Source organism: Winogradskyella sp. 266wxhm (genome assembly GCF_058964685.1).
This window is the reverse complement of the sequence record NZ_CM179559.1, coordinates 64,939-84,146: the sequence shown is the minus strand read 5'-3', so window position 1 is coordinate 84,146 and position 19,208 is coordinate 64,939. Positions and strand designations below refer to the sequence as shown.

At 33.9% G+C, this 19,208-nt stretch carries 18 protein-coding genes; 8 read left to right on the top strand and 10 right to left on the bottom strand.

Features of this window, described 5'->3' with window-relative positions; all coding sequences use genetic code 11:
- The first annotated feature begins 31 nt into the window (after positions 1-31).
- From AC2H4K_RS00420 to AC2H4K_RS00405, 4 genes are all read left to right on the top strand, one after another.
- Positions 32-652, top strand: a complete 621-nt coding sequence (locus tag AC2H4K_RS00420) for an L-threonylcarbamoyladenylate synthase (protein ID WP_281141367.1) — start codon at positions 32-34, stop codon at positions 650-652.
- A gap of 126 nt (positions 653-778) precedes the next feature.
- Positions 779-1,132 (top strand): hypothetical protein, encoded by a 354-nt coding sequence (locus AC2H4K_RS00415; protein ID WP_281141368.1) that lies wholly within the window; start codon positions 779-781, stop codon positions 1,130-1,132.
- Between the two features lie 62 nt (positions 1,133-1,194).
- Positions 1,195-2,217 (top strand): HTTM domain-containing protein, encoded by a 1,023-nt coding sequence (locus AC2H4K_RS00410; RefSeq protein ID WP_281141369.1) that lies wholly within the window; start codon positions 1,195-1,197, stop codon positions 2,215-2,217.
- Positions 2,218-2,225: 8 nt separating this feature from the next.
- The gene (locus tag AC2H4K_RS00405) at positions 2,226-3,359 is read left to right on the top strand and encodes a carboxylate--amine ligase (RefSeq protein ID WP_281141370.1); all 1,134 of its coding nucleotides are present in this window, start codon (positions 2,226-2,228) and stop codon (positions 3,357-3,359) included.
- On the opposite strand, the gene AC2H4K_RS00400 is transcribed toward AC2H4K_RS00405, so the two are convergent.
- Positions 3,351-4,568, bottom strand: coding sequence for a multidrug effflux MFS transporter (locus AC2H4K_RS00400; protein ID WP_281141371.1), 1,218 nt, complete (start codon positions 4,566-4,568; stop codon positions 3,351-3,353). The two genes, AC2H4K_RS00405 and AC2H4K_RS00400, sit on opposite strands and share 9 nt — an antisense overlap.
- 83 nt (positions 4,569-4,651) lie before the next feature.
- Here AC2H4K_RS00400 and AC2H4K_RS00395 point away from each other — a divergent pair, with 83 nt between their 5' ends.
- Positions 4,652-5,098, top strand: coding sequence for a DinB family protein (locus AC2H4K_RS00395; protein ID WP_281141372.1), 447 nt, complete (start codon positions 4,652-4,654; stop codon positions 5,096-5,098).
- Here the strand turns inward: AC2H4K_RS00395 and AC2H4K_RS00390 are convergent.
- The 6 genes from AC2H4K_RS00390 to AC2H4K_RS00365 all read right to left on the bottom strand — a co-directional run bounded on the left by AC2H4K_RS00390 (position 5,095) and on the right by AC2H4K_RS00365 (position 10,999).
- Complete coding sequence (locus AC2H4K_RS00390; RefSeq protein ID WP_281141373.1) at positions 5,095-6,636, bottom strand: acyl-CoA carboxylase subunit beta; 1,542 nt, start codon at positions 6,634-6,636, stop codon at positions 5,095-5,097. The two genes, AC2H4K_RS00395 and AC2H4K_RS00390, sit on opposite strands and share 4 nt — an antisense overlap.
- Before the next feature lie 8 nt (positions 6,637-6,644).
- Complete coding sequence (gene accC / locus AC2H4K_RS00385) at positions 6,645-8,087, bottom strand: acetyl-CoA carboxylase biotin carboxylase subunit (protein WP_281141374.1); 1,443 nt, start codon at positions 8,085-8,087, stop codon at positions 6,645-6,647.
- Position 8,088: 1 nt separating this feature from the next.
- Positions 8,089-8,565, bottom strand: a complete 477-nt coding sequence (locus AC2H4K_RS00380) for an acyl-CoA carboxylase biotin carboxyl carrier protein subunit (RefSeq protein WP_493742668.1) — start codon at positions 8,563-8,565, stop codon at positions 8,089-8,091.
- Positions 8,566-8,643: 78 nt separating this feature from the next.
- Positions 8,644-9,321, bottom strand: a complete 678-nt coding sequence (locus AC2H4K_RS00375; RefSeq protein ID WP_281141375.1) for a PrsW family intramembrane metalloprotease — start codon at positions 9,319-9,321, stop codon at positions 8,644-8,646.
- Positions 9,318-9,881 (bottom strand): NUDIX hydrolase, encoded by a 564-nt coding sequence (locus tag AC2H4K_RS00370; protein ID WP_281141376.1) that lies wholly within the window; start codon positions 9,879-9,881, stop codon positions 9,318-9,320. The genes AC2H4K_RS00375 and AC2H4K_RS00370 overlap by 4 nt, the downstream gene beginning before the upstream one ends.
- A gap of 29 nt (positions 9,882-9,910) precedes the next feature.
- Positions 9,911-10,999 carry a M42 family metallopeptidase gene (locus AC2H4K_RS00365; protein ID WP_281141377.1) on the bottom strand — a complete coding sequence of 363 codons (1,089 nt, stop codon included), beginning with the start codon at positions 10,997-10,999 and terminating at the stop codon, positions 9,911-9,913.
- A gap of 125 nt (positions 11,000-11,124) precedes the next feature.
- Between AC2H4K_RS00365 and AC2H4K_RS00360 the strand changes: the two genes are divergently transcribed.
- Both AC2H4K_RS00360 and trhA read left to right on the top strand, forming a co-directional pair.
- Positions 11,125-11,805 (top strand): DUF4294 domain-containing protein, encoded by a 681-nt coding sequence (locus AC2H4K_RS00360; protein WP_281141378.1) that lies wholly within the window; start codon positions 11,125-11,127, stop codon positions 11,803-11,805.
- On the top strand, positions 11,805-12,431 hold the full coding sequence (trhA, locus tag AC2H4K_RS00355) for a PAQR family membrane homeostasis protein TrhA (RefSeq protein ID WP_281141379.1): 627 nt from the start codon (positions 11,805-11,807) through the stop codon (positions 12,429-12,431). Before AC2H4K_RS00360 ends, trhA begins: the two co-directional genes overlap by 1 nt.
- Here the strand turns inward: trhA and AC2H4K_RS00350 are convergent.
- Complete coding sequence (locus AC2H4K_RS00350; protein WP_281141380.1) at positions 12,406-12,885, bottom strand: DinB family protein; 480 nt, start codon at positions 12,883-12,885, stop codon at positions 12,406-12,408. The genes trhA and AC2H4K_RS00350 overlap by 26 nt on opposite strands.
- A 119-nt stretch (positions 12,886-13,004) precedes the next feature.
- Here AC2H4K_RS00350 and AC2H4K_RS00345 point away from each other — a divergent pair, with 119 nt between their 5' ends.
- Complete coding sequence (locus AC2H4K_RS00345; protein ID WP_493742667.1) at positions 13,005-14,444, top strand: pyridoxal phosphate-dependent decarboxylase family protein; 1,440 nt, start codon at positions 13,005-13,007, stop codon at positions 14,442-14,444.
- 74 nt (positions 14,445-14,518) lie between these two features.
- On the opposite strand, the gene AC2H4K_RS00340 is transcribed toward AC2H4K_RS00345, so the two are convergent.
- Entirely contained in the window at positions 14,519-15,967 is a 1,449-nt protein-coding gene (locus tag AC2H4K_RS00340; protein ID WP_281141382.1) for a TolC family protein, read from the bottom strand.
- Positions 15,960-19,208, bottom strand: a complete 3,249-nt coding sequence (locus AC2H4K_RS00335) for an efflux RND transporter permease subunit (protein ID WP_281141383.1) — start codon at positions 19,206-19,208, stop codon at positions 15,960-15,962. Before AC2H4K_RS00335 ends, AC2H4K_RS00340 begins: the two co-directional genes overlap by 8 nt.

Genomic DNA, 19,208 nt, shown 5'->3' with positions numbered 1-19,208 from the left:
TAACATTTAAAAAATAGATTATCTTTACTTTATGGCAGAGTTTATAAAGATATATCCTGAAAACCCTAACCCAAGGGAAATACAAAAGGTTATAAAAGTCCTTAAAGAAGGTGGTTTGGTCATTTATCCTACCGATACCGTTTATGGGTTGGGTTGTGATATCACTAATCTAAAAGCTCTTGAAAAAATAGCAAGAATAAAAGGAGTTAAGCTGGAAAAATCCAACTTCTCTTTTGTTTGCGAAGATTTAAGTAACCTTAGTGATTACGTAAAACAGATAGATACGACAACTTTTAAAATACTTAAGCGTGCCTTACCTGGTCCATATACTTTTATTCTTCCTGGATCTAAAAGCCTACCAAATCCATTCAAAAAAAGAAAGACAGTTGGTATAAGAGTGCCAGACAATGCCATTACCTTAGCTTTAGTATCTGCTTTAGGAAACCCAATTGTTTCAACTTCTATTAGAGATGATGATGATGTTATAGAATACACCACTGATCCTGAGTTGATTTTAGAAAAATGGGATAACCTTGTAGATATTGTTATCGATGGTGGTTACGGTGGAAATGAAGCCTCTACAATAATTGATTTATCTGAAGATCAGCCAACAGTTGTAAGAGAAGGGAAAGGCTCTTTAGAGATTTTTTAATTAGTATCTTATTGTTCTGAATTTCAAACGGTTATTTTGTAGAGTATTTTGTCTTTTGGTCTAAGAGATTGTTGTTTTTGAATCGTTTTTGTCAAATTTAGACTCACAAACAAACTGCTACCTATTTTGATTAAATCTACTAAGTTTTTTAAAGTTATTGGAGTTGTTTTCTTGCTCTTACAAGTGGCGTCAATAATTTATGCGAGATTCATTCCTGAGCGTTTTTTCTGCTGGGCGCCATACGATGAGCATACACATTATTCTATTAATGTGACTATAGATGGTCAAGCACTTTCAAAAAACCAGATAAAACAACGTTATCATTACAGGCCTGAGGGTTGGGAGACTAGAAGTATTGATAATGTTTTTTCAATGGTTCAACAATATGAAGATACATATGGTAAGAACGATCAAGCTAAGGTAGAAATCAGATATAACACTAACGGTAATTCAGAGCAGATATGGCGACCAACAGAGTGATAAATATGCTGCGACGACCTGTTAGTGTATATGGAACATCAATGAGTCCAAGCATTTTATTAATGTGTAAGATTTTTGTGCTTTTACTTGTTGCTCATGGATTTTATAGTAGCATATCAGACCCATACATTCCATTCTTAGAAGGGTTAAATAATCTTAATGAATATCCTAGATTTTTTGAGATTACATTAAAATCGTTATTTGTAATAGCTGGTCTTTCCTTGATTTTTAACTTCAAAGTTAGGTTGAGTGCTATTCTTATTGCTATGACTATCTTCTTAGCCATAATTGCTTCAAAACCATTGTTTAGAAATCATCTGTTTGTTATAGGTTGTATGTTATTTTTATCAGGGCTTTCAGAGAAAAACAAAGCGCCATGGTTGTTATATTTTCAGCTTAGTGTTATCTATTTTGGAGCATTACTAAATAAAATGTGGCAGATAGAATGGTGGAGTGGTCAGTTTATGCATAACTGGTTGTCCGTTGCACTTGAAAACCCTTTGTATAATGCTTGGTTTGACGCAACTCAAAGTTTTGTCTTGGCAAAAATCATGTCTTACTCGGCAATGTTTGTAGAGCTAGTTATTGCTATTGTTTTATTAATTCCAAAGTTTCGTTTTTATGCTATTGCTCTGATATTAGTTTTTCACAGCATTTTATTTTCATTTACTGGTGAAACATTTGGTTATTTTATGGAAGATGTTCTTATTATTTTAATAGCTTTTAGGTCTTGGCCAAAAGATAAATCTGAAGTAAAATATAGTTCGTCTAGTTTCAATGAAATATTTATAACATTCTTTAAGCTGATAGATTTTGACAAACGATTTGTTTTAAAAAGGAGAACTATAAAGCCTGAAATAAATGCAACTATTGATGGAAGAGTGTATAGCGGTAGAAAAGCTATAACATACATGCTTATGAGTACAACAGGGTTTTATATTTTGCTATTATTTTCAGAAATGGGAATACTTTTTCTTTTTGATGGTGTAGCAAAATATATCTGTCTTATGATATTATTTTGGTCATTGATAGGGTTTCTCTCTCCAATTCTATACGAACGTTTAAAGAAAAAAATTAGAAAGTAAAACTATTTATGGGGTTAAAGTCTAAAAATATATCGATATTGATTTCTGATGGTGAGCATCCGCTTTTGACACAAGTGGTTTATTGTTTATCAAAATCTTCAAATATTCGAGTGTATGTGGTGTCTAAAAATGACAAAGTCCCAATGAAACACTCAAGATATATTCATAAGTTTTTTCATGTTCCTGAATTTGAAAATTCTGAAAAGTGGTTTAATCATTTAGACGGAATTATAGAGAAAAATGATATTGATTTAGTTATGCCCATTTCTGAAGATGGGATATTATTTCTTTTAGATCATAAAAATTCTTGGGACAATTTTAATAAAACAACAATTCTAACATCTAGTGAATTTTATAAAAAAGGAATAAATAAAGCTGAGCTAGCTCAGCATATGAAAACCTTTGATATACCATGTCCTTCAACATATATTCTAAAAAATAGTACTATCGCAGATGGTAATATAAAAAGTTTATCTTTTCCATGCATTGTAAAACCAGCTTCAGGTATTAGTGGTGAAGGAATTCATATTTTTAAAGAGCCGTCTGAGTTAAAAGATTTTGTACTCACTACTTCAAAAACATATGTCATCCAAGAATTTATTAATGGATACGATATAGATTGTAGTGTACTTTGTAAAGATGGTCAGATAATAGCAAATACAATTCAAAAAGGATCTGAATATGAGAACCGAAGATTTGCACCACCAATAGGTATTGGGTTTTTATACAATGAAGACCTCTTAGATGTTGTTAAAAAACTCATGAAGTCACTTCAATGGTCTGGATTAGCTCATATAGATCTTAGGTTTGATAGTGATACTAATACATTTAAAGTCATAGAAATAAATGGAAGGTTTTGGGGATCGGTTGATGCCTCTATGCTAGTTGGCGTTAACTTTGCAGACCTTTACATTAGAGTATCTTTAGGAGAAAATGTTGAACAAATAAATTATAAAACTAAGACATATCTTAGCTTAAAAGGACTAGTCAAACATATAAAACGAGCACCTTTAAAGGTGTTTAATTTTTCTTTTCTGAAAAATCAGACACCATTGTTTTTTTCTATAAAAGACCCTTTACCTGTAATTTTAAGATTTGTAAATAGAACTAGAGTGATTTTAGCTCAGCGATTCTCATCTTAATCTTAACTTCAAAACTTTAGAAACAGCATTACTATTTAGGTAAAAGAGTACTAAAGAAATCAATCCGCAAACCAAGAAACCAACAAAAAGAGGTGTTACAGAATCCTTCACAAATCCACCTATATAATTTGCAATAGGAACAGCCATTACGGTGGAAATAAAACCATTTAAAGCAGAACCTATACCAGCAATATGACCAATAGGTTCCATTGCTAAAGCTCTTAGGTTTCCAAAAATAAAGCCTATAGTAAAGAATTGAAGTGCAAAAAAGGTGATCAAAACTTCAATACTTGGGTTATTTCCTGAATGATATAAAATGATAAATACCAGGGAAATGACTAAGAAGCTTAATAATGAAACATGGGCAATATTCCGCATTCCAAATCTCACTACGAGTTGACTATTCATAAAAGTAGATAAACCTATTGAAATTGCTAAGCTTGCAAATATTAGAGGAAACTCTTCGGCTAAATTATATTGATTTTCAAAAATCTGTTGAGATGTACTCAAATACACCATGAAAGAACCTGTGATAAATCCTGAAAGTAAAGTGTATATAACAGCAGATTTTATTCTGAAAAATTCCTGCGTTCCTGTTTTGAAAATAGCTAATCTAAAAGGAATTTTATATTTTTTTCGTAACGTTTCGGGTTGTCTTAGCCAAAACCAAATCATAACTAAGATCCCAAAAATAAGGTTGAAAATAAAAATGGTTTTCCAATCGTAGTGGTTCATTATAAATTGACCTAGTGTTGGGGCAATTACTGGTACAAGGATAAAAACCATTACTACAATCGATAATATTTTTGCCATATAATCTCCTTCGTAAGTATCTCTAACCATAGCAATACTCATGGTTCTTGGTGCAGCAAGTCCTACTCCTTGTAGAAAACGGCCAAGAATCATTATCTCAAAACTTTTTGTAGTCACACATATTATTGAAGCAATAATAAAGATTACAAAACCAACATAGACTACAAATTTTCGTCCCAAACTATCAGAAATAGGTCCAAAAAATAATTGTCCCACACCAATACCCAAAAATATTGTTGTAATAAGTTTAGGAGTATCTAATGGATTTGAAACACTTAAGTGATCTCCAATCATTGGTAAGGCTGGTAAAACAGCATCAATAGAAAGTGCTACTATGGACATTAAAGCAGCCATTAAGACTACAAACTCTAATTGTGATTTTTTTTGGTTTTCCATGGCGCAAAAGTAAGCCAATTATTATCTATTTTTGAGGTGCGACAATACTATAACGCAACATTAACATTCAAATAAACAATAGCATGTTAACAGAAGTTCTATTAAACTTATTCAAACGAGATCTTGAAAAACTAAAAGAAGAGATAAATCTTTATAAAACAGAACCTAACCTTTGGATTCTTGAAGAAGGTATTTCTAATTCTTCAGGTAATTTATGTTTACACTTAGTAGGTAACTTGAATCACTTTATTGGAGAAGGTTTAGGAAACACAGGCTATGTGAGGCAGCGAGAGTTGGAATTTTCATTAAAAGATGTACCTAAATCTCAACTCATAGCTCAAGTAGATGATACTATTGCTATGGTTGAGGAAGTGTTAGGTAAACTTTCAAATGATGACTTGCAAAAGGAATATAGACATAGAGTTTTTGGTGAACCTATGACTACAGAATATTTCTTAGTACATCTTACAATGCATTTAGCCTATCATTTAGGTCAAATTAATTATCACAGAAGATTGTTAGATAATTAAAGCGGAATATTCCCATGCTTTCGCTTAGGTTTATTAACCGTCTTATTTTCTAACATACTAAATGCCTTTATAAGTTTTCTACGTGTATTTTTAGGTAGAATAACTTCGTCTACAAAACCACGTTCAGCAGCACTATATGGATTAGCAAAAAGTTCAGCATACTCTGCTTCCTTTTCTTTCCATTTAGCCTCTTTATCTTCAGCTTTGCTTATTTCTCTTCTAAATATAATTTCAGCCGCACCCTTAGCACCCATAACTGCAATTTCAGCATTTGGCCAAGCAAAGTTCATGTCGGCTCCAATGTGCTTAGAGTTCATTACATCATAAGCGCCACCATAAGCTTTTCTGGTAATAACAGTTACTCTAGGAACTGTAGCTTCGCTGAAAGCATAGAGTAATTTAGCACCATGAACAATAATACCGTTCCATTCTTGATCTGTTCCAGGTAAGAAACCAGGGACATCTTCTAGTACCAGTAAAGGGATGTTGAAAGCGTCACAAAAACGAACAAAGCGTGCTGCTTTTTTAGAACTATTTACATCCAAAACACCAGCTAAAAACATGGGCTGATTAGCAACAATACCAATAGATTTACCACCAAGTCTCGCAAAACCTACAATAATATTTTCTGCATGATCTTTATGGATTTCATAGAAAGAATCTTTATCAATAATCCCTTCTATAACCTGATGCATATCATAAGGCTTGTTTGGGTTTTCTGGAACAATATCTGCTAAACCGTCTCTAATTTCATCTTGAAAATCATAGGCTATATCTTGTGGTTTTTCTCGATTACTTTGTGGTAGGTAGCCTAATAGTTTTTTAATGTCTTCAAGACACTCAACATCATTTGTAGAAGTTTTGTGAGCTACACCAGACTTTGTAGAATGTACACTGGCACCACCGAGTTCTTCACTTGTTACTTCTTCATTTGTTACTGTTTTAACAACATTCGGACCTGTAACAAACATATAGCTTGTGTCTTGTACCATAACTGTAAAATCTGTCATTGCAGGTGAGTATACAGCACCACCAGCACAAGGTCCCATGATAGCCGAAATCTGAGGAATCACTCCAGAAGCCTGAACATTTCTATAAAAAATATCAGCATAGCCACCTAAAGAACGAACACCTTCTTGAATACGAGCTCCACCAGAGTCGTTAAGCCCAACAATTGGTGCGCCAACATTAACAGCCATGTCCATAATTTTACAAATTTTCTCAGCGTGTGTTTCAGATAGAGAACCACCAAAAACCGTAAAATCTTGAGCAAAAACATATACTAATCGTCCATCTACAGTACCATAACCAGTAACAACACCATCTCCGTAGAACTTTTGATCAGCCATTCCGAAGTCTTTAGTTCTGTGTGTTACCAAAGCTCCTATTTCTTCGAACGAGTTTTCATCAAGAAAATATAAAACACGTTCTCTAGCTGTTAGTTTTTTCTTTTCGTGTTGCTTATCTATTCTGGCTTGACCTCCTCCAAGTTTGGATAAGGCAATTTTATCATTAAGTGATTTTATTTTAGTTTCCATAGTTGTTTTTAGTTTGTTGGTAGCCTTAATATTTTTTGGTCTTCTAAAAATTGCTTCAAGGCAATCTTTGCAGCGATTTCAGCTTCTTTTTTATGTTGCTCTTCTAGTAGACTAGGTGAGTAGTACTTTTTCACAAAATGGGTGTCAAAATTTCCGCTTCTAAAAGCATCATGTTCGCAAACAAACCTTCCAAAAGGTAAGGTAGTTTCTACACCTTTTATATGATAATTGTCTATAGCTTTTATCATAAGCTCTATAGCTTCTTCACGAGTATCTCCATAGGTAATCAATTTTGAAAGCATAGGATCGTAATAAATAGGAATATCCATACCTTCTTCAAAACCATTATCAACTCTGATATTTTCACCAACAGGAAGTTGGTAAACTTCCAAATTACCGACGCTTGGTAAGAAATCGTTCATTGGATCTTCTGCATATACGCGAAGTTCTAGCGCGTGACCATTTATTTTTAAATCTTCTTGTTTCATATCAATAGCTTCACCTCTTGCGACTTTAATTTGAAGCTCTACCAAGTCAACACCAGAAACCCATTCTGTTACAGGATGCTCAACTTGAAGTCTGGTGTTCATTTCTAAGAAGTAGAAATTATGATCTCCATCTAGAAGAAACTCAACAGTTCCAGCCCCAAGATAGTCGCAAGATCTAGCTACGTCAATAGCAGCTTGTCCCATACGTTCTCTTAATTCTGGTGATAAAACAGAAGAGGGAGCTTCTTCAACAACTTTTTGATGACGACGTTGTACAGAACATTCACGTTCAAAGAAATGAAGAATATTTCCGTAGCTATCTGCCATCACTTGAATTTCAATATGTCTTGGTGAAGTGACATATTTTTCAACAAAGACAGAACCATCACCAAAAGCAGAAGTAGCTTCACTGATAGCACGTTTCATCTGCTCAACCACATCTTTTTCTTTCTCTACGACACGCATACCTTTTCCACCACCACCTGCAGCAGCTTTTATCAAAATAGGGAAACCAATATTTTTAGCAATTTCCACAGCTTCTTCAGGATCTGTGATGGCATGGTCTACACCTGGAACCATAGGAATATTATAATCTTTAACAGCATCTTTGGCTGCAAGTTTATCTCCCATCATTTTTATGGCTTTAGAACGAGGCCCAATAAAAGTAATGTCGTTTTTCTCTACTAATTCAGCAAAATCTGCATTTTCACTTAAAAATCCATAACCTGGATGTATAGCATCAACACCCAAGTCTTTGGCAACTTCAATAATTTTATCACCTTTGAGATATGACTGATTGGATGGAGCAGGACCGATACAAACGGCTTCATCTGCATATTTTACATGTAGTGCATTTCTATCGGCTTCAGAAAATACCGCTACGGTTTTTATTCCCATCTTTTTTGCGGTTCGCATTACTCTAATGGCGATTTCCCCACGATTGGCAACTAATATTTTTTTCATCTTATTCAAATTCAATTAGCAAAGCGTTTTTTTCAACAGTTTTTCCTTGGTCAATCTTAATGGATTTAATAACACCATCTCTTGGTGAATTAATAACATTTTCCATTTTCATGGCTTCAAGAATTAGAAGCGCATCATCTTCTTTGACCTCTTGACCTTCAGAAACATTAATTTCTAATATGAGTCCAGGCATTGGTGCTTTAATATTATTAACTTTCTTAGAAGCCCCAACCTCAAAACCTAAGGCTAATATTTGCTGATCTAAAGCATCTTGAATGTCTACTTGGTAAGTATTGTTGTTGACTTTTACGGTATACTTCTTACGATTAAAATTAGAATTTAGAATAGAAGCTTTTACGGAAACATTGTTTTGAAGTACATGAAAATTTTTATCAGATACCTCAATACAATCTAGTGCCTCCACATCTTTTTTGTCAACGTCAAATAGATGGGAAGCATTCACTTTTACTTTGTACATAATTGTGATTTTATTTTTGCTAAGTTATTGCGTAATTTTCTTCTAAAATATGAAATAAATCAGCTTAAATTAAGAATTTTACAAAGTTTTAAAGTTTGAATTGTCTTGGTGACGTTTTATAGCTTTTTTAGAGAGTACAATTCCAATTATCAAAGAGATAAATGCGCCAATGGAAATTCCGGGAATAAAGTTGATGAATAGGAAAAAGTCATAGGCACCATGAAATAATACGGCCAAGAATAATCCTGCCATATTTAGTAGAAATCGGTTATTTGAAAACTTAGCTTTTCCCATATAATAACCCATTAAAATCCCAAAAGTAGCATGTGCAGGAACAGCAGTAAATGCTCTTAAAATCGCTGTACTATAGCCGCCTTGTAGTACATAAAGAATATTTTCGGTACAGGCAAAACCCATAGATACCATAACAGCATACATAATACCATCGTAAGGTTCATTAAAAGCTTTCCTAGTTTGGGCGTAGTATTTTACAATGATGTATTTACTGAATTCTTCAGCCAATGCAACAACCACAAAAGCCTGTATAAATTGCTGCCAAATACTAAATTCATCTGTAATAGGTAACAAATGACCAGTAACGAAATAAAGACCAAAGACTAAAAGTACACTTACTATTGCGCCAAGCAGAAAACTAACAACAAGTAAACCTGTTGGTTCTTTGTCGTATCTATCCTGAAAATAAATGTAAAGTATAATGGTTAAAACAGGGGCAACTGCTAGTAGGAGTAAGTTCATTCACCATGAATTTCGTTAACAATCTCAAAGGCTACCATTTGATAATAGGTGCTATTACTTTCAATAAAGTGCATATTTTTACCACTATTAAAAGCTAAGTCAGTAAATGTAGTATTGTCTACGATTTTAAGCGCTTCAACTTCTGCAGGATCAGGAACCAAATCATCTAAGCTCACTTTTAACTCTATAATAAAAACATGGTGAAATTCATTATCCTGAATTTCACCATCATTATATGAAGCCGAATGGAAAAACGTTCCTATTCTTCGTAATTGATTAGCATTAATCTGTAAACCAATTTCTTCTCTAGTTTCCCTTACGGCAGCTTCTTCTATTGTTTCACCAGCATCTACATGGCCTGCAACTGAGACATCCCAAAGTAAAGGACAAATCTTTTTTTTGTGGGAACGCTGTTGCAAGAGAATACTACCATCAGGAGTGTAGAACCAAACATGAACGGTATTATGTAAATAACCATGTTTGTGAACTTCAGACTTTAAAGCCCTTTCACCAATAGGTCGGCATTTTTCGTCTACTATGTCTAAATATTCTTCTTCCATTAAGAGATTGGTTAAGTGAGTTTAATCATCTATTTAAAATAGCTAAACGTTTCTCCGTCTTCTATTTTTAATAGTGTTTCATAAATCAGTTTTATTACATTTTCAACATCATCTTTATGCACCATTTCAACCGTAGTATGCATATAACGTAAAGGCAATGAAATTAAAGCAGAAGCAACACCACCATTACTATAAGCAAAGGCATCTGTGTCAGTTCCTGTTGCTCTAGAAAGCGCAGCACGTTGAAAAGGAATTTTCTTTGCCTCGGCAGTATCAGTAATAAGATCTCTTAATTTTTGTTGTACAGCAGGAGCGTAGGCAACAACAGGTCCTTTTCCGATTTCAGCTAAACCTTGTGTTTTAGGATCAATCATTGGAGTAGTAGTATCGTGCGTTACGTCGGTTACGATAGCTACGTTTGGCTTAATGGTTTGAGTTATCATTTCCGCACCACGTAGTCCAATTTCTTCTTGAACTGAATTGGTTACATATAACCCAAAAGGTAATTTCTTTTTGTTTTCATGTAGTAAGCGCGCAACTTCAGCAATCATAAAACCTCCCATTCGGTTATCTAAAGCTCTACAAACAAATTTGTCTTTGTTTAGAATATGGAATTCATCAGGGTAAGTAATTACGCATCCAACATGAACACCCATTTTCTCAACTTCATCTTTGTCTTTTGCACCTATGTCGATACAGATATTATCTGGTTTTGGTGCTTCTTCTTTAGACTTGTTACGCGTATGTATTGCAGGCCATCCAAAAACACCTTTTACAATACCATTTTTAGTATGAATGTTAACCACTTTACTAGGTGCAATTTGATGGTCGCTACCACCATTTCTAACTACATAAAGTAAACCGTTGTCAGAAATGTAGTTTACATACCATGAGATTTCATCGGCATGACCTTCAATAACAACTTTAAATTTTGCTTTAGGGTTTATGACAGCTACAGCTGTTCCGTAAGTATCGGTAATAAATTCATCTACATAAGGTTTTAAATAATCCATCCATATTTTTTGTCCTTCCCATTCATATCCTGTTGGTGATGCATTATTTAAATATTTTTCTAAAAAGTCCATAGACTTTTTATTCAGTAATTGTTGTTTTGCCATTATTATAAATTTTCCCTAAAAATAATAATATTAATATGATTTTTGGGTTAATGGTAGTATTAATTGTTAATTTTGAAAACGACTAAAACCATGAGTTTGGAACGGTTTTGGTTCAATGTTTTAACATGAAATATATAACCTACATACTGCTACTTTTTTCAGTAACTATTTTTGCTCAGGAAGATCCTGTTAAGCAAGACACTACTGTAGTGCATTATATGATTATTGAAGGAGATTCAGTACCTGTAACCTCTGTAGATTTAAAGGAGGTTTTGGTATTACCTAATTTGAAATTTAAAGATAGGGATGCACGTGTTAGATATATTATTTTAAGGAGAAAAACACTCAAAGTCTATCCTTATGCTAAGTTAGCTGCGGAACGATTGGAGTCACTTCAAAAACGATTGGCAACTTTAGAGCGTAAACGTGATAAAAAACGCTACGCAAAAGTTATTCAGCGTTATATTGAAGATGAGTTTTCTGAAGAATTGAAAAAACTAACAAAAACAGAAGGCCAAATTTTAGTAAAATTAATTCACAGACAAACTGGTAAAACCACATTTGAACTGATTAAAGAATTACGAAGTGGTTGGCGTGCTTTTTGGTTTAATAGTACAGCAAGTTTGTTTGATATTTCTTTAAAAAAGGAATTTAGTCCTATAGATGAAGAAGAAGATTATCTTATTGAAGATATTTTACAGCGAGCTTTTCAAGACGAACGATTAGATAGACAAGAACCAGCATTTGATATTGATTTTTATGCTTGTGTAGATAAATGGTCTAGCAAATCAGAACCTAAAAAATAATGCGAGCGCAAACAAAATTAGAAGAGCAACTCAATTCTTGGACACATGGTCTTGGTGCGGCTTTGGGTATTGTAGCATTAGTTCTACTCATAGTATATTCCGATGAAACAAAACCTTGGCATTTATTTAGTGTGGTTGTTTATGGTATTTCAATTATTATATTGTTTTTAGCATCTACATTTTACCATGCTGTAAAGGGAGAAAAACGAAAACACTATTTTAGAATTGTAGACCATATAAGTATTTATCTACTTATCGCTGGGACATATACACCAGTACTACTCATTTTACTTACTGATAGTTTGGGTTGGCTATTGTTTTGGGTTGTTTGGGGTATTGCAGTTTTTGGTGTGGTTTTAAAGATATTCTTTACTGGGAAATTTGAGATTTTCTCAACATTATTGTATTTGGTAATGGGTTGGCTCATTGTGTTTGATTATACCAATGTTGCCAATGCATTAACTCCAAATGGAGTTTTTTGGTTATTTGCAGGTGGATTGTTTTATACTGTAGGTATTGTGTTTTATGTAATAGAACGTATTCCTTATAATCATGTTATTTGGCATTTATTTGTTCTTGCTGGAGCGATTTGTCATTTCTTTATGATATTTCTTTATGTGATATAATAATTTTCTTTATCACATTAATCTGCCCAAGGTGATAATGAGTATGCTCAATAATTCCAGTGATGTTTTTAAAGTAAGTACCATACTTTTCCTCAGCCATAAAATCATTTAATTTATTGTCATCAAGTTGTTCTATGAGTGAAATGAATTCTTTAACTTCATCCCACATAATGTTTTGAAACTCTTGCCATTCCTCATTGTTTTTAATAGTTGGATGATCAAAACTAAACTTATCTCTGATAGTTAGTTCACCACCCTTAAAAACTTCAGCAGTTCCTTTTACGTAATAATGAATATGGAATGTTAATGCTAAAATAGTGTTGAGTTCAGCAACTTTTTCGTTGGCCATTTCTACAGTAATATCCTGTAACGAATCTTTAAAGTTTGAAGCCGTCCAATTACCACCAAAATATACTTGATGTAATTGTTTAGCGAGTAGTTTTGAAGTCATCATGATGCATTAATCTATTACTAAAATAGAAAATTTTTAGTGTAATAATTTACAGAACAGTTCCTCAAAAGTTTTTAGAGCTCTTTTGAAGCTGTATCTTTGCAGCAAAATTGAAAATTACTATGTCTAAAGATAACTTAGAAGCTCACAAGTTAACCGTTTCAAAAGCCGAAATGCAATCTTATGGTTATAAAATTGTAGATGCTATTGTAGAACATTTTGATACGCAAGACACAAAGAATCCTGTAGTTACAGCTACTCGTGAAGAAATGGATAATCTGTTTTTAGAAAACGTCCCTGAAGGAGGAACAGACGCGCATCAGGTTTTAGATTTTGTTATAGACAAAGTGCTTACGGAAAGTAACATTGTTTCGCATCCAAAATCGTATTCTTTTGTCCCTGGACCTAGTAATTTTATAAGTGCTATGGCAGATACTTTAGCGACCGGTTTTAATGTGTTTTCTGGGGGTTGGGCAGCTTCACCTGCTGCAACAGAATTGGAAATTGTAACGATTAATTGGCTTTTAAAACTTTTTAAATTCCCCAATAAGAAGGGTGGAGGTATTTTTACTAGTGGTGGTTCTATGGCTAATTTAACGGCTTTGGTTACAGCAAGACGCCAAAAATGTGGAGATGATTTTTCTAAGGCTATCATTTATATGTCTAACCAAACTCATTCGTCAAACATAAAAGCGTTAAAAACCATTGGATTTAAAAAAGAACAAGTACGTTTAATTCCAGTAGATTCGGATTATAAAATATCAATCAATAAGTTGAAAAATGCTATTGCAAAAGATAGAATAGAAGGGTGTCAACCTTTCTGTCTAATAGCCAATGCAGGAACAACAAATACAGGAAGTGTAGATCAACTAGATGATTTGGCAAAGCTTTGTAAAAATGAAAACCTTTGGTTTCATGTTGATGGAGCTTATGGTGGAGCCGCAATTTTAACTGAAAAGGGTGCTAAACTTTTAAAAGGTATTCAAAAAGCAGATTCTTTAACCATAGATCCTCATAAATGGTTTTTTCAGCCTTACGAAATGGGATGTCTTTTAGTTAGAAACCACAAATGGCTAAGTGCTACTTTTAGTGAAAAACCAGAATATTTAAGAGATATTGAAGGAAACACGTCTGAAATCAATTTTTACGATCATGGTATTCAGCTCACTCGTAGGTTTAGAGCTCTAAAGTTTTACATGTCCATAAAAACATTTGGATTAAAAGCTTTCAGAGAAGCCATTGCCTATAATATTGATTTGGCTGAGTCTGTAGAGGATATATTAAGAAAAAGTAGCGATTGGGAAATTGTATCTCATGCAACTTTAGCTGTGATTAACTTTAGGTACAACCCTATGAAAAAGCAATTTTCAGAAAAGAAATTAGATGCGCTTAATCAAGAAATTTCAAAGCGTGTTATAGATACCAAAAAAGCATTATTGGTAACTACTTTTCTGCAAGGTCAGGTTGTATTGAGAATGTGTTTGATTAATCCTAGAACAACATTAGATGATGTAAAGGAAACTTTAGATATGTGTTTGGGCTTTGCTGAGGAAATAGTTTAAATCAAAATAAAAGCACTTAAACAGAAGTCTATTTATACAACTGTTTAAGTGCTTTGTTATTTTAAAAAGTCCTTTTACATAGAAGTATTCCAACCTCCACCTAAAGCTTGATATAGTTTTACGTTAGCCAAAAGTTGATCTCTTTTGGTTTCAATTATTTCAATTTTAGAATCCAGGGCTTCCCTTTGTGTAAAGAGTACTTCTGTATATTCAGCTCTTGCAGATTTAAACAGTTTGATAGATAATTCAATAGACTCATTAAGCGCATTAACTTGCTCTTCTTTTAATCTGTAACTTTCTTTTAAATTACTGATATTAGAAAGTTCATTGGCCACTTCAATGTAACCATTAAGAATAGCTTTCTCATACTCAAAAACGGCTTGAAGCTGTCTGCTATTTGCATTTTTATATTCTGCTTTAATAGCATTTCTGTTAATCAACGGACTCACCACATCACCAACTAAAGAATACAGTAACGATTCAGGAGTTGAGGTTAGATATTTAGTTTTAAATGCCTGTAGACCAACACCAGCTTTTATTCCTACAGAAGGGTAGAAGTTAGCTCTAGCTATACTAACATTTAGTTTTGAAGCTTCAAGTTCATATTCGGCTTGTCTGATATCTGGTCTGTTTGCCAATAATTGAGAAGGAATACCAGTGTAAATAGTATCTATTGGAGTACCAATAAATTCATCGGAATCCCTCTCGATAGTTTGAGGAAAACGACCTACAAGAAAATTGATTTTATTCTCTGTTTCAACAATACTTTGCTGAACTTTGAATTTATTACTTTGATTCTTGTACACTTCAGCTTCAAAACGTCTCACTGCTAATTGTGTTGCTCTCGCCGCTTCTTTTTGCAGTCTTATCATCTTAAGAGCATTTTGTTGGATGTCTAGGTTTTGCTCAATGATTTCTAGTTGATTGTCTAAAGCTTGTAGCTCATAATACGAACTCGCTATTTCAGAAACCAAATTTGTAACCATAAAGTTTTTGCCTTCAATAGTGCTGAGGTATTCTAAAACTGCTGCTTTTTTACCATTCCGTAGTTTTTTCCAGACATCTAATTCCCAAGAGGCAGAAAGTCCAACCGAGAAATCAGTCAATGGTTCTGGAAATTCTTCATCTTCACGAACGTTAAGATTGTGTTCTACAGCTCCGTTTCTGGTGTATTCGCCAACTTTTTCTACTTCCGCACCAGCATAAATGTTTACAAAAGGAAGGTATTCACCCTTTTTAACAGTAATTTCATTATTAGCTCTTGTGATTTGCTGAAGCATAATATTCAACTCTTGGTTGTTAGCTAAAGCGGTATCAATAAGAGCGACTAATTTTGGATCTTTAAAAAAATCTTTCCACTGTACAGATGCAGAGCTGACTGTGTCTGAAGACTGATTTTTATATTGCTGAGGTACTTCCTTGTTTTCTTCTCTAATAGCTTTTTGTGTAGGTACACAAGAATTTAAAAAGAGAATAATCAAAAGGCTAAGTAGGTACCAGCTTTTAAATTTAGATTTATTCATCTTTATTACTTTTACTAAGTTTTTTTAATAATTTTTTCAGTTTGCTAATGCTTTCAGTATTAGTGCGCGTTTGGTTTTCAGCCTCACTGTTTCTAATAAATTCTTCTGAAAGTGGCTCGTTGCTCTCATCTTTAATAAGGCTTTTTCCTTCTGCCATTTTAGCAAAAATGTAGTATAGGCCTGGAATGACAAGCACTCCAAAAAAGGTACCTACAAGCATTCCACCCATAGAAGAACCACCAATAGTTTTGTTACCAATAGCACCAGCACCTGTTGCAATAACCAATGGAATTAATCCAGCGATAAATGCAAAAGATGTCATTAAAATAGGACGGAAACGTGCTTTTGCTCCTTCAATTGCAGCTTCTAAAACCGTAGCACCTTGCTGTTGTTTTTGTACAGCATATTCTACTATTAATACCGCATTTTTACTTAATAAGCCGACGAGCATTATGACGCCAATTTGCGCGTAAACATCATTGGCTAGTCCCATAACTTTTAATAGGAAGAATGATCCAAAAACACCAACAGGTAAGGATAAAATAACTGCTAATGGCAATAGGAAACTTTCGTATTGTGCTGCCAAAACAAAGTATACAAATACCAATACTACAATAAAAATGTAAATAGATTCATTACCTCTGCCAGCTTCGTCGTATGACAGACCTTCCCAAGCAATATCATAACCTCTTGGTAGTTCTTTTGCGGCAACTTCTTGGATAGCATTAATAGCATCACCACTAGTAAAACCTTTTGCAGGCAATCCACGTATTGAAGCTGAATTGTAAAGGTTGTAACGTGTAATTTCGTTAGGACCTAATTTCTTTTCAATAGACATAAATGCCGAATAAGGCACCATTTCGCCTTCTTCATTTTTCACAAATAGTTTTTCTAGATCCGAAGGTAATCTACGATACTCAGGTCCTGCTTGTGTGTAAACTTTAAAGAATCTACCAAAACGAATAAAACCTTGCTCATAAGTACTACCAATTAAAATGTTTAGGTTTTCCATAGCTTTACTAATGGTAACCCCTTTTTGCATGGCAATTTTATTGTTGATTTTAAGTTCGTATTGAGGATAATTAGCCGAATAGAAAGTAAACAGACCAGTTATTTCTTTACGTTTAGATAACGCCTCCATAAACTTGTTATTGATGTCTTCAAACTTATGGTAGTCAGTAGAATTGGTTTTATCTAATAAACGCATTGAGAAACCACCAGAAGAACCAAAACCAGGTACAGCTGGTGGCTCAAAGTATTCAATTACGGCACCCAAATCTTTGGTTTCTTCTTCTAGTTCTTCCATGATTTCGTGTACTGAATGATGACGCTCAGACCATGGTTTTAGGTTGATTAAACATGTACCAGCGTTAGAACCACGACCTTCTGTCATAATTTCATAACCAGCAAGAGATGATACCGATTCTACACCTTCGGTTTCTTCGCATATTTTTTGAAGTTTTTTAGCCACATCATTAGTGCGCTCTAAAGTTGCACCAGGAGGTGTTTGAATGATGGCATAGATCATTCCTTGGTCTTCGTTAGGAATAAATCCGGCTGGTAATACTTGGTTTGTGAAAAATATTCCGGCACAAAACACCGCTAATATTCCAAAAGTTACGATGCGTCTCGCTACAATTTTGTTAAGTACTTTTACGTATTTACCTGTCAGTTTTTCAAAACCATTATTAAAACCATCAATAAACTTATCAGCCAGCGATTTTTTCTTTTTGCCATGATTGTTTCTAAGTAACATGGCGCATAAAACAGGAGTTAATGTTAATGCAACAAGTGCTGAAATTAAAATAGAACCAGCCATAGTAATTGAGAACTGACGATAGAATACACCAACAGGTCCTGTCATAAATGATATTGGAATAAACACCGAAACCATCACTAATGTTATAGCTATAATAGCACCACCAATTTCACCTAAAACTTCTTTAGAAGCTTGATACGGACTCAAGTGTTTTTCATGCATTTTAACATGGACAGCCTCCACGACAACAATAGCATCATCGACGACAATACCAATAGCAAGTACTAGGGCAAAAAGAGTAATTAAATTTATGGAAAGTCCAAAAAGTTGCATTATAAAAAACGCACCAACTAAGGATACAGGAACGGCAATAATTGGAATTAATGTAGAACGCCAATCACCTAAAAATAAAAATACAACTACAGCAACCAATATAAACGCGTCTCGTAGTGTGTGTAATACTTGTTCTATGGAAGCATCTAAAAAGTTAGAGACATCATAGCTTATATTGAAGTCTACATTTGGTGGTAGTTCTTCTTTTAACTCATCTAATTTTTCTTTAACCGCATCAATAACATCACTACCATTACTACCAAAGGTTTGTTTTAAGACTATAGAGGCTGAAGGTTTTCCGTCTAAATTGGAGTAGATATCAAAAAACTCACTTCCTAATTTTACATCGGCAATATCCTTCAGCATTATAATTTCACCTTCTTTGTTGGCGCGAATTATAATATCTTCATATTGCTCGGGTTCATTATAGCGATTTTGATAGGTTAATACATATTCTAAAGATTGTGAGGTAATACCAGAACTTCTACCCAAACGTCCAGGACGTGCTAGAATACTTTGTTCTTGCATAGCTTCCAGCACTTCTTCTGCAGATATATTATAAGCGCGCATACGGTCTGGTTTTAACCAAACACGCATAGCATACTTTCTACTACCTAAAATTTGGGCACTTGCAATACCATTAATACGTTGTATTTCTGGAACAATCTTAGTGTAAGCGTAGTTGTAGAGGAATTTTTCATCATTGTCTTTGTCTGTACTAGAAAGGTTAACATACATCAACATACTTGGTTGAATAGGAGTAATAATAACACCTTCACGTTGTACCAATTCAGGAAGAAGTGGCATTACCTGATCTACACGAGTTTTTACACGAACAACAGCTTGATTGGGATCAGTACCAGGCTCAAAAATAACTCTAATTGTTGCTTCACCAGCACTGGTTGCATCAGAAGCAATATAACGCATACCTTGTACACCGTTTATAGCAGTTTCAAGAGGAATAAGTGTAGAGTTTACTAATACTTCAGAACTCGAACCAGGATAAGCAATAAAAATGTTTACCGTAGTAGGAGCAATCTGTGGAAATTGTGATATAGGTAGTTGCTTGATTGAAAGACCACCTATAAATAGTATGATTACCGAAATGACAATAGCCAAGACGGGTCTTTTTATAAATTTTTTAAACAT

Bases quoted from the DNA above. Each gene is read 5' to 3' on its own strand.
- AC2H4K_RS00360 (WP_281141378.1), top strand. From the start codon at position 11,125: ATGAAATATATAACCTACATACTGCTACTTTTTTCAGTAACTATTTTT.
- AC2H4K_RS00405 (WP_281141370.1), top strand. From the start codon at position 2,226: ATGGGGTTAAAGTCTAAAAATATATCGATATTGATTTCTGATGGTGAG.
- AC2H4K_RS00395 (WP_281141372.1), top strand. From the start codon at position 4,652: ATGTTAACAGAAGTTCTATTAAACTTATTCAAACGAGATCTTGAAAAA.
- AC2H4K_RS00420 (WP_281141367.1), top strand. From the start codon at position 32: ATGGCAGAGTTTATAAAGATATATCCTGAAAACCCTAACCCAAGGGAA.
- AC2H4K_RS00390 (WP_281141373.1), bottom strand. From the start codon at position 6,636: ATGGAAACTAAAATAAAATCACTTAATGATAAAATTGCCTTATCCAAA.
- AC2H4K_RS00380 (WP_493742668.1), bottom strand. From the start codon at position 8,565: ATGTACAAAGTAAAAGTGAATGCTTCCCATCTATTTGACGTTGACAAA.
- AC2H4K_RS00370 (WP_281141376.1), bottom strand. From the start codon at position 9,881: ATGGAAGAAGAATATTTAGACATAGTAGACGAAAAATGCCGACCTATT.
- AC2H4K_RS00365 (WP_281141377.1), bottom strand. From the start codon at position 10,999: ATGGCAAAACAACAATTACTGAATAAAAAGTCTATGGACTTTTTAGAA.
- AC2H4K_RS00410 (WP_281141369.1), top strand. From the start codon at position 1,195: ATGTGTAAGATTTTTGTGCTTTTACTTGTTGCTCATGGATTTTATAGT.
- AC2H4K_RS00335 (WP_281141383.1), bottom strand. From the start codon at position 19,208: ATGTTTAAAAAATTTATAAAAAGACCCGTCTTGGCTATTGTCATTTCG.
- trhA (WP_281141379.1), top strand. From the start codon at position 11,805: ATGCGAGCGCAAACAAAATTAGAAGAGCAACTCAATTCTTGGACACAT.
- AC2H4K_RS00400 (WP_281141371.1), bottom strand. From the start codon at position 4,568: ATGGAAAACCAAAAAAAATCACAATTAGAGTTTGTAGTCTTAATGGCT.
- AC2H4K_RS00340 (WP_281141382.1), bottom strand. From the start codon at position 15,967: ATGAATAAATCTAAATTTAAAAGCTGGTACCTACTTAGCCTTTTGATT.
- AC2H4K_RS00345 (WP_493742667.1), top strand. From the start codon at position 13,005: ATGTCTAAAGATAACTTAGAAGCTCACAAGTTAACCGTTTCAAAAGCC.
- AC2H4K_RS00350 (WP_281141380.1), bottom strand. From the start codon at position 12,885: ATGATGACTTCAAAACTACTCGCTAAACAATTACATCAAGTATATTTT.
- accC (WP_281141374.1), bottom strand. From the start codon at position 8,087: ATGAAAAAAATATTAGTTGCCAATCGTGGGGAAATCGCCATTAGAGTA.
- AC2H4K_RS00375 (WP_281141375.1), bottom strand. From the start codon at position 9,321: ATGAACTTACTCCTACTAGCAGTTGCCCCTGTTTTAACCATTATACTT.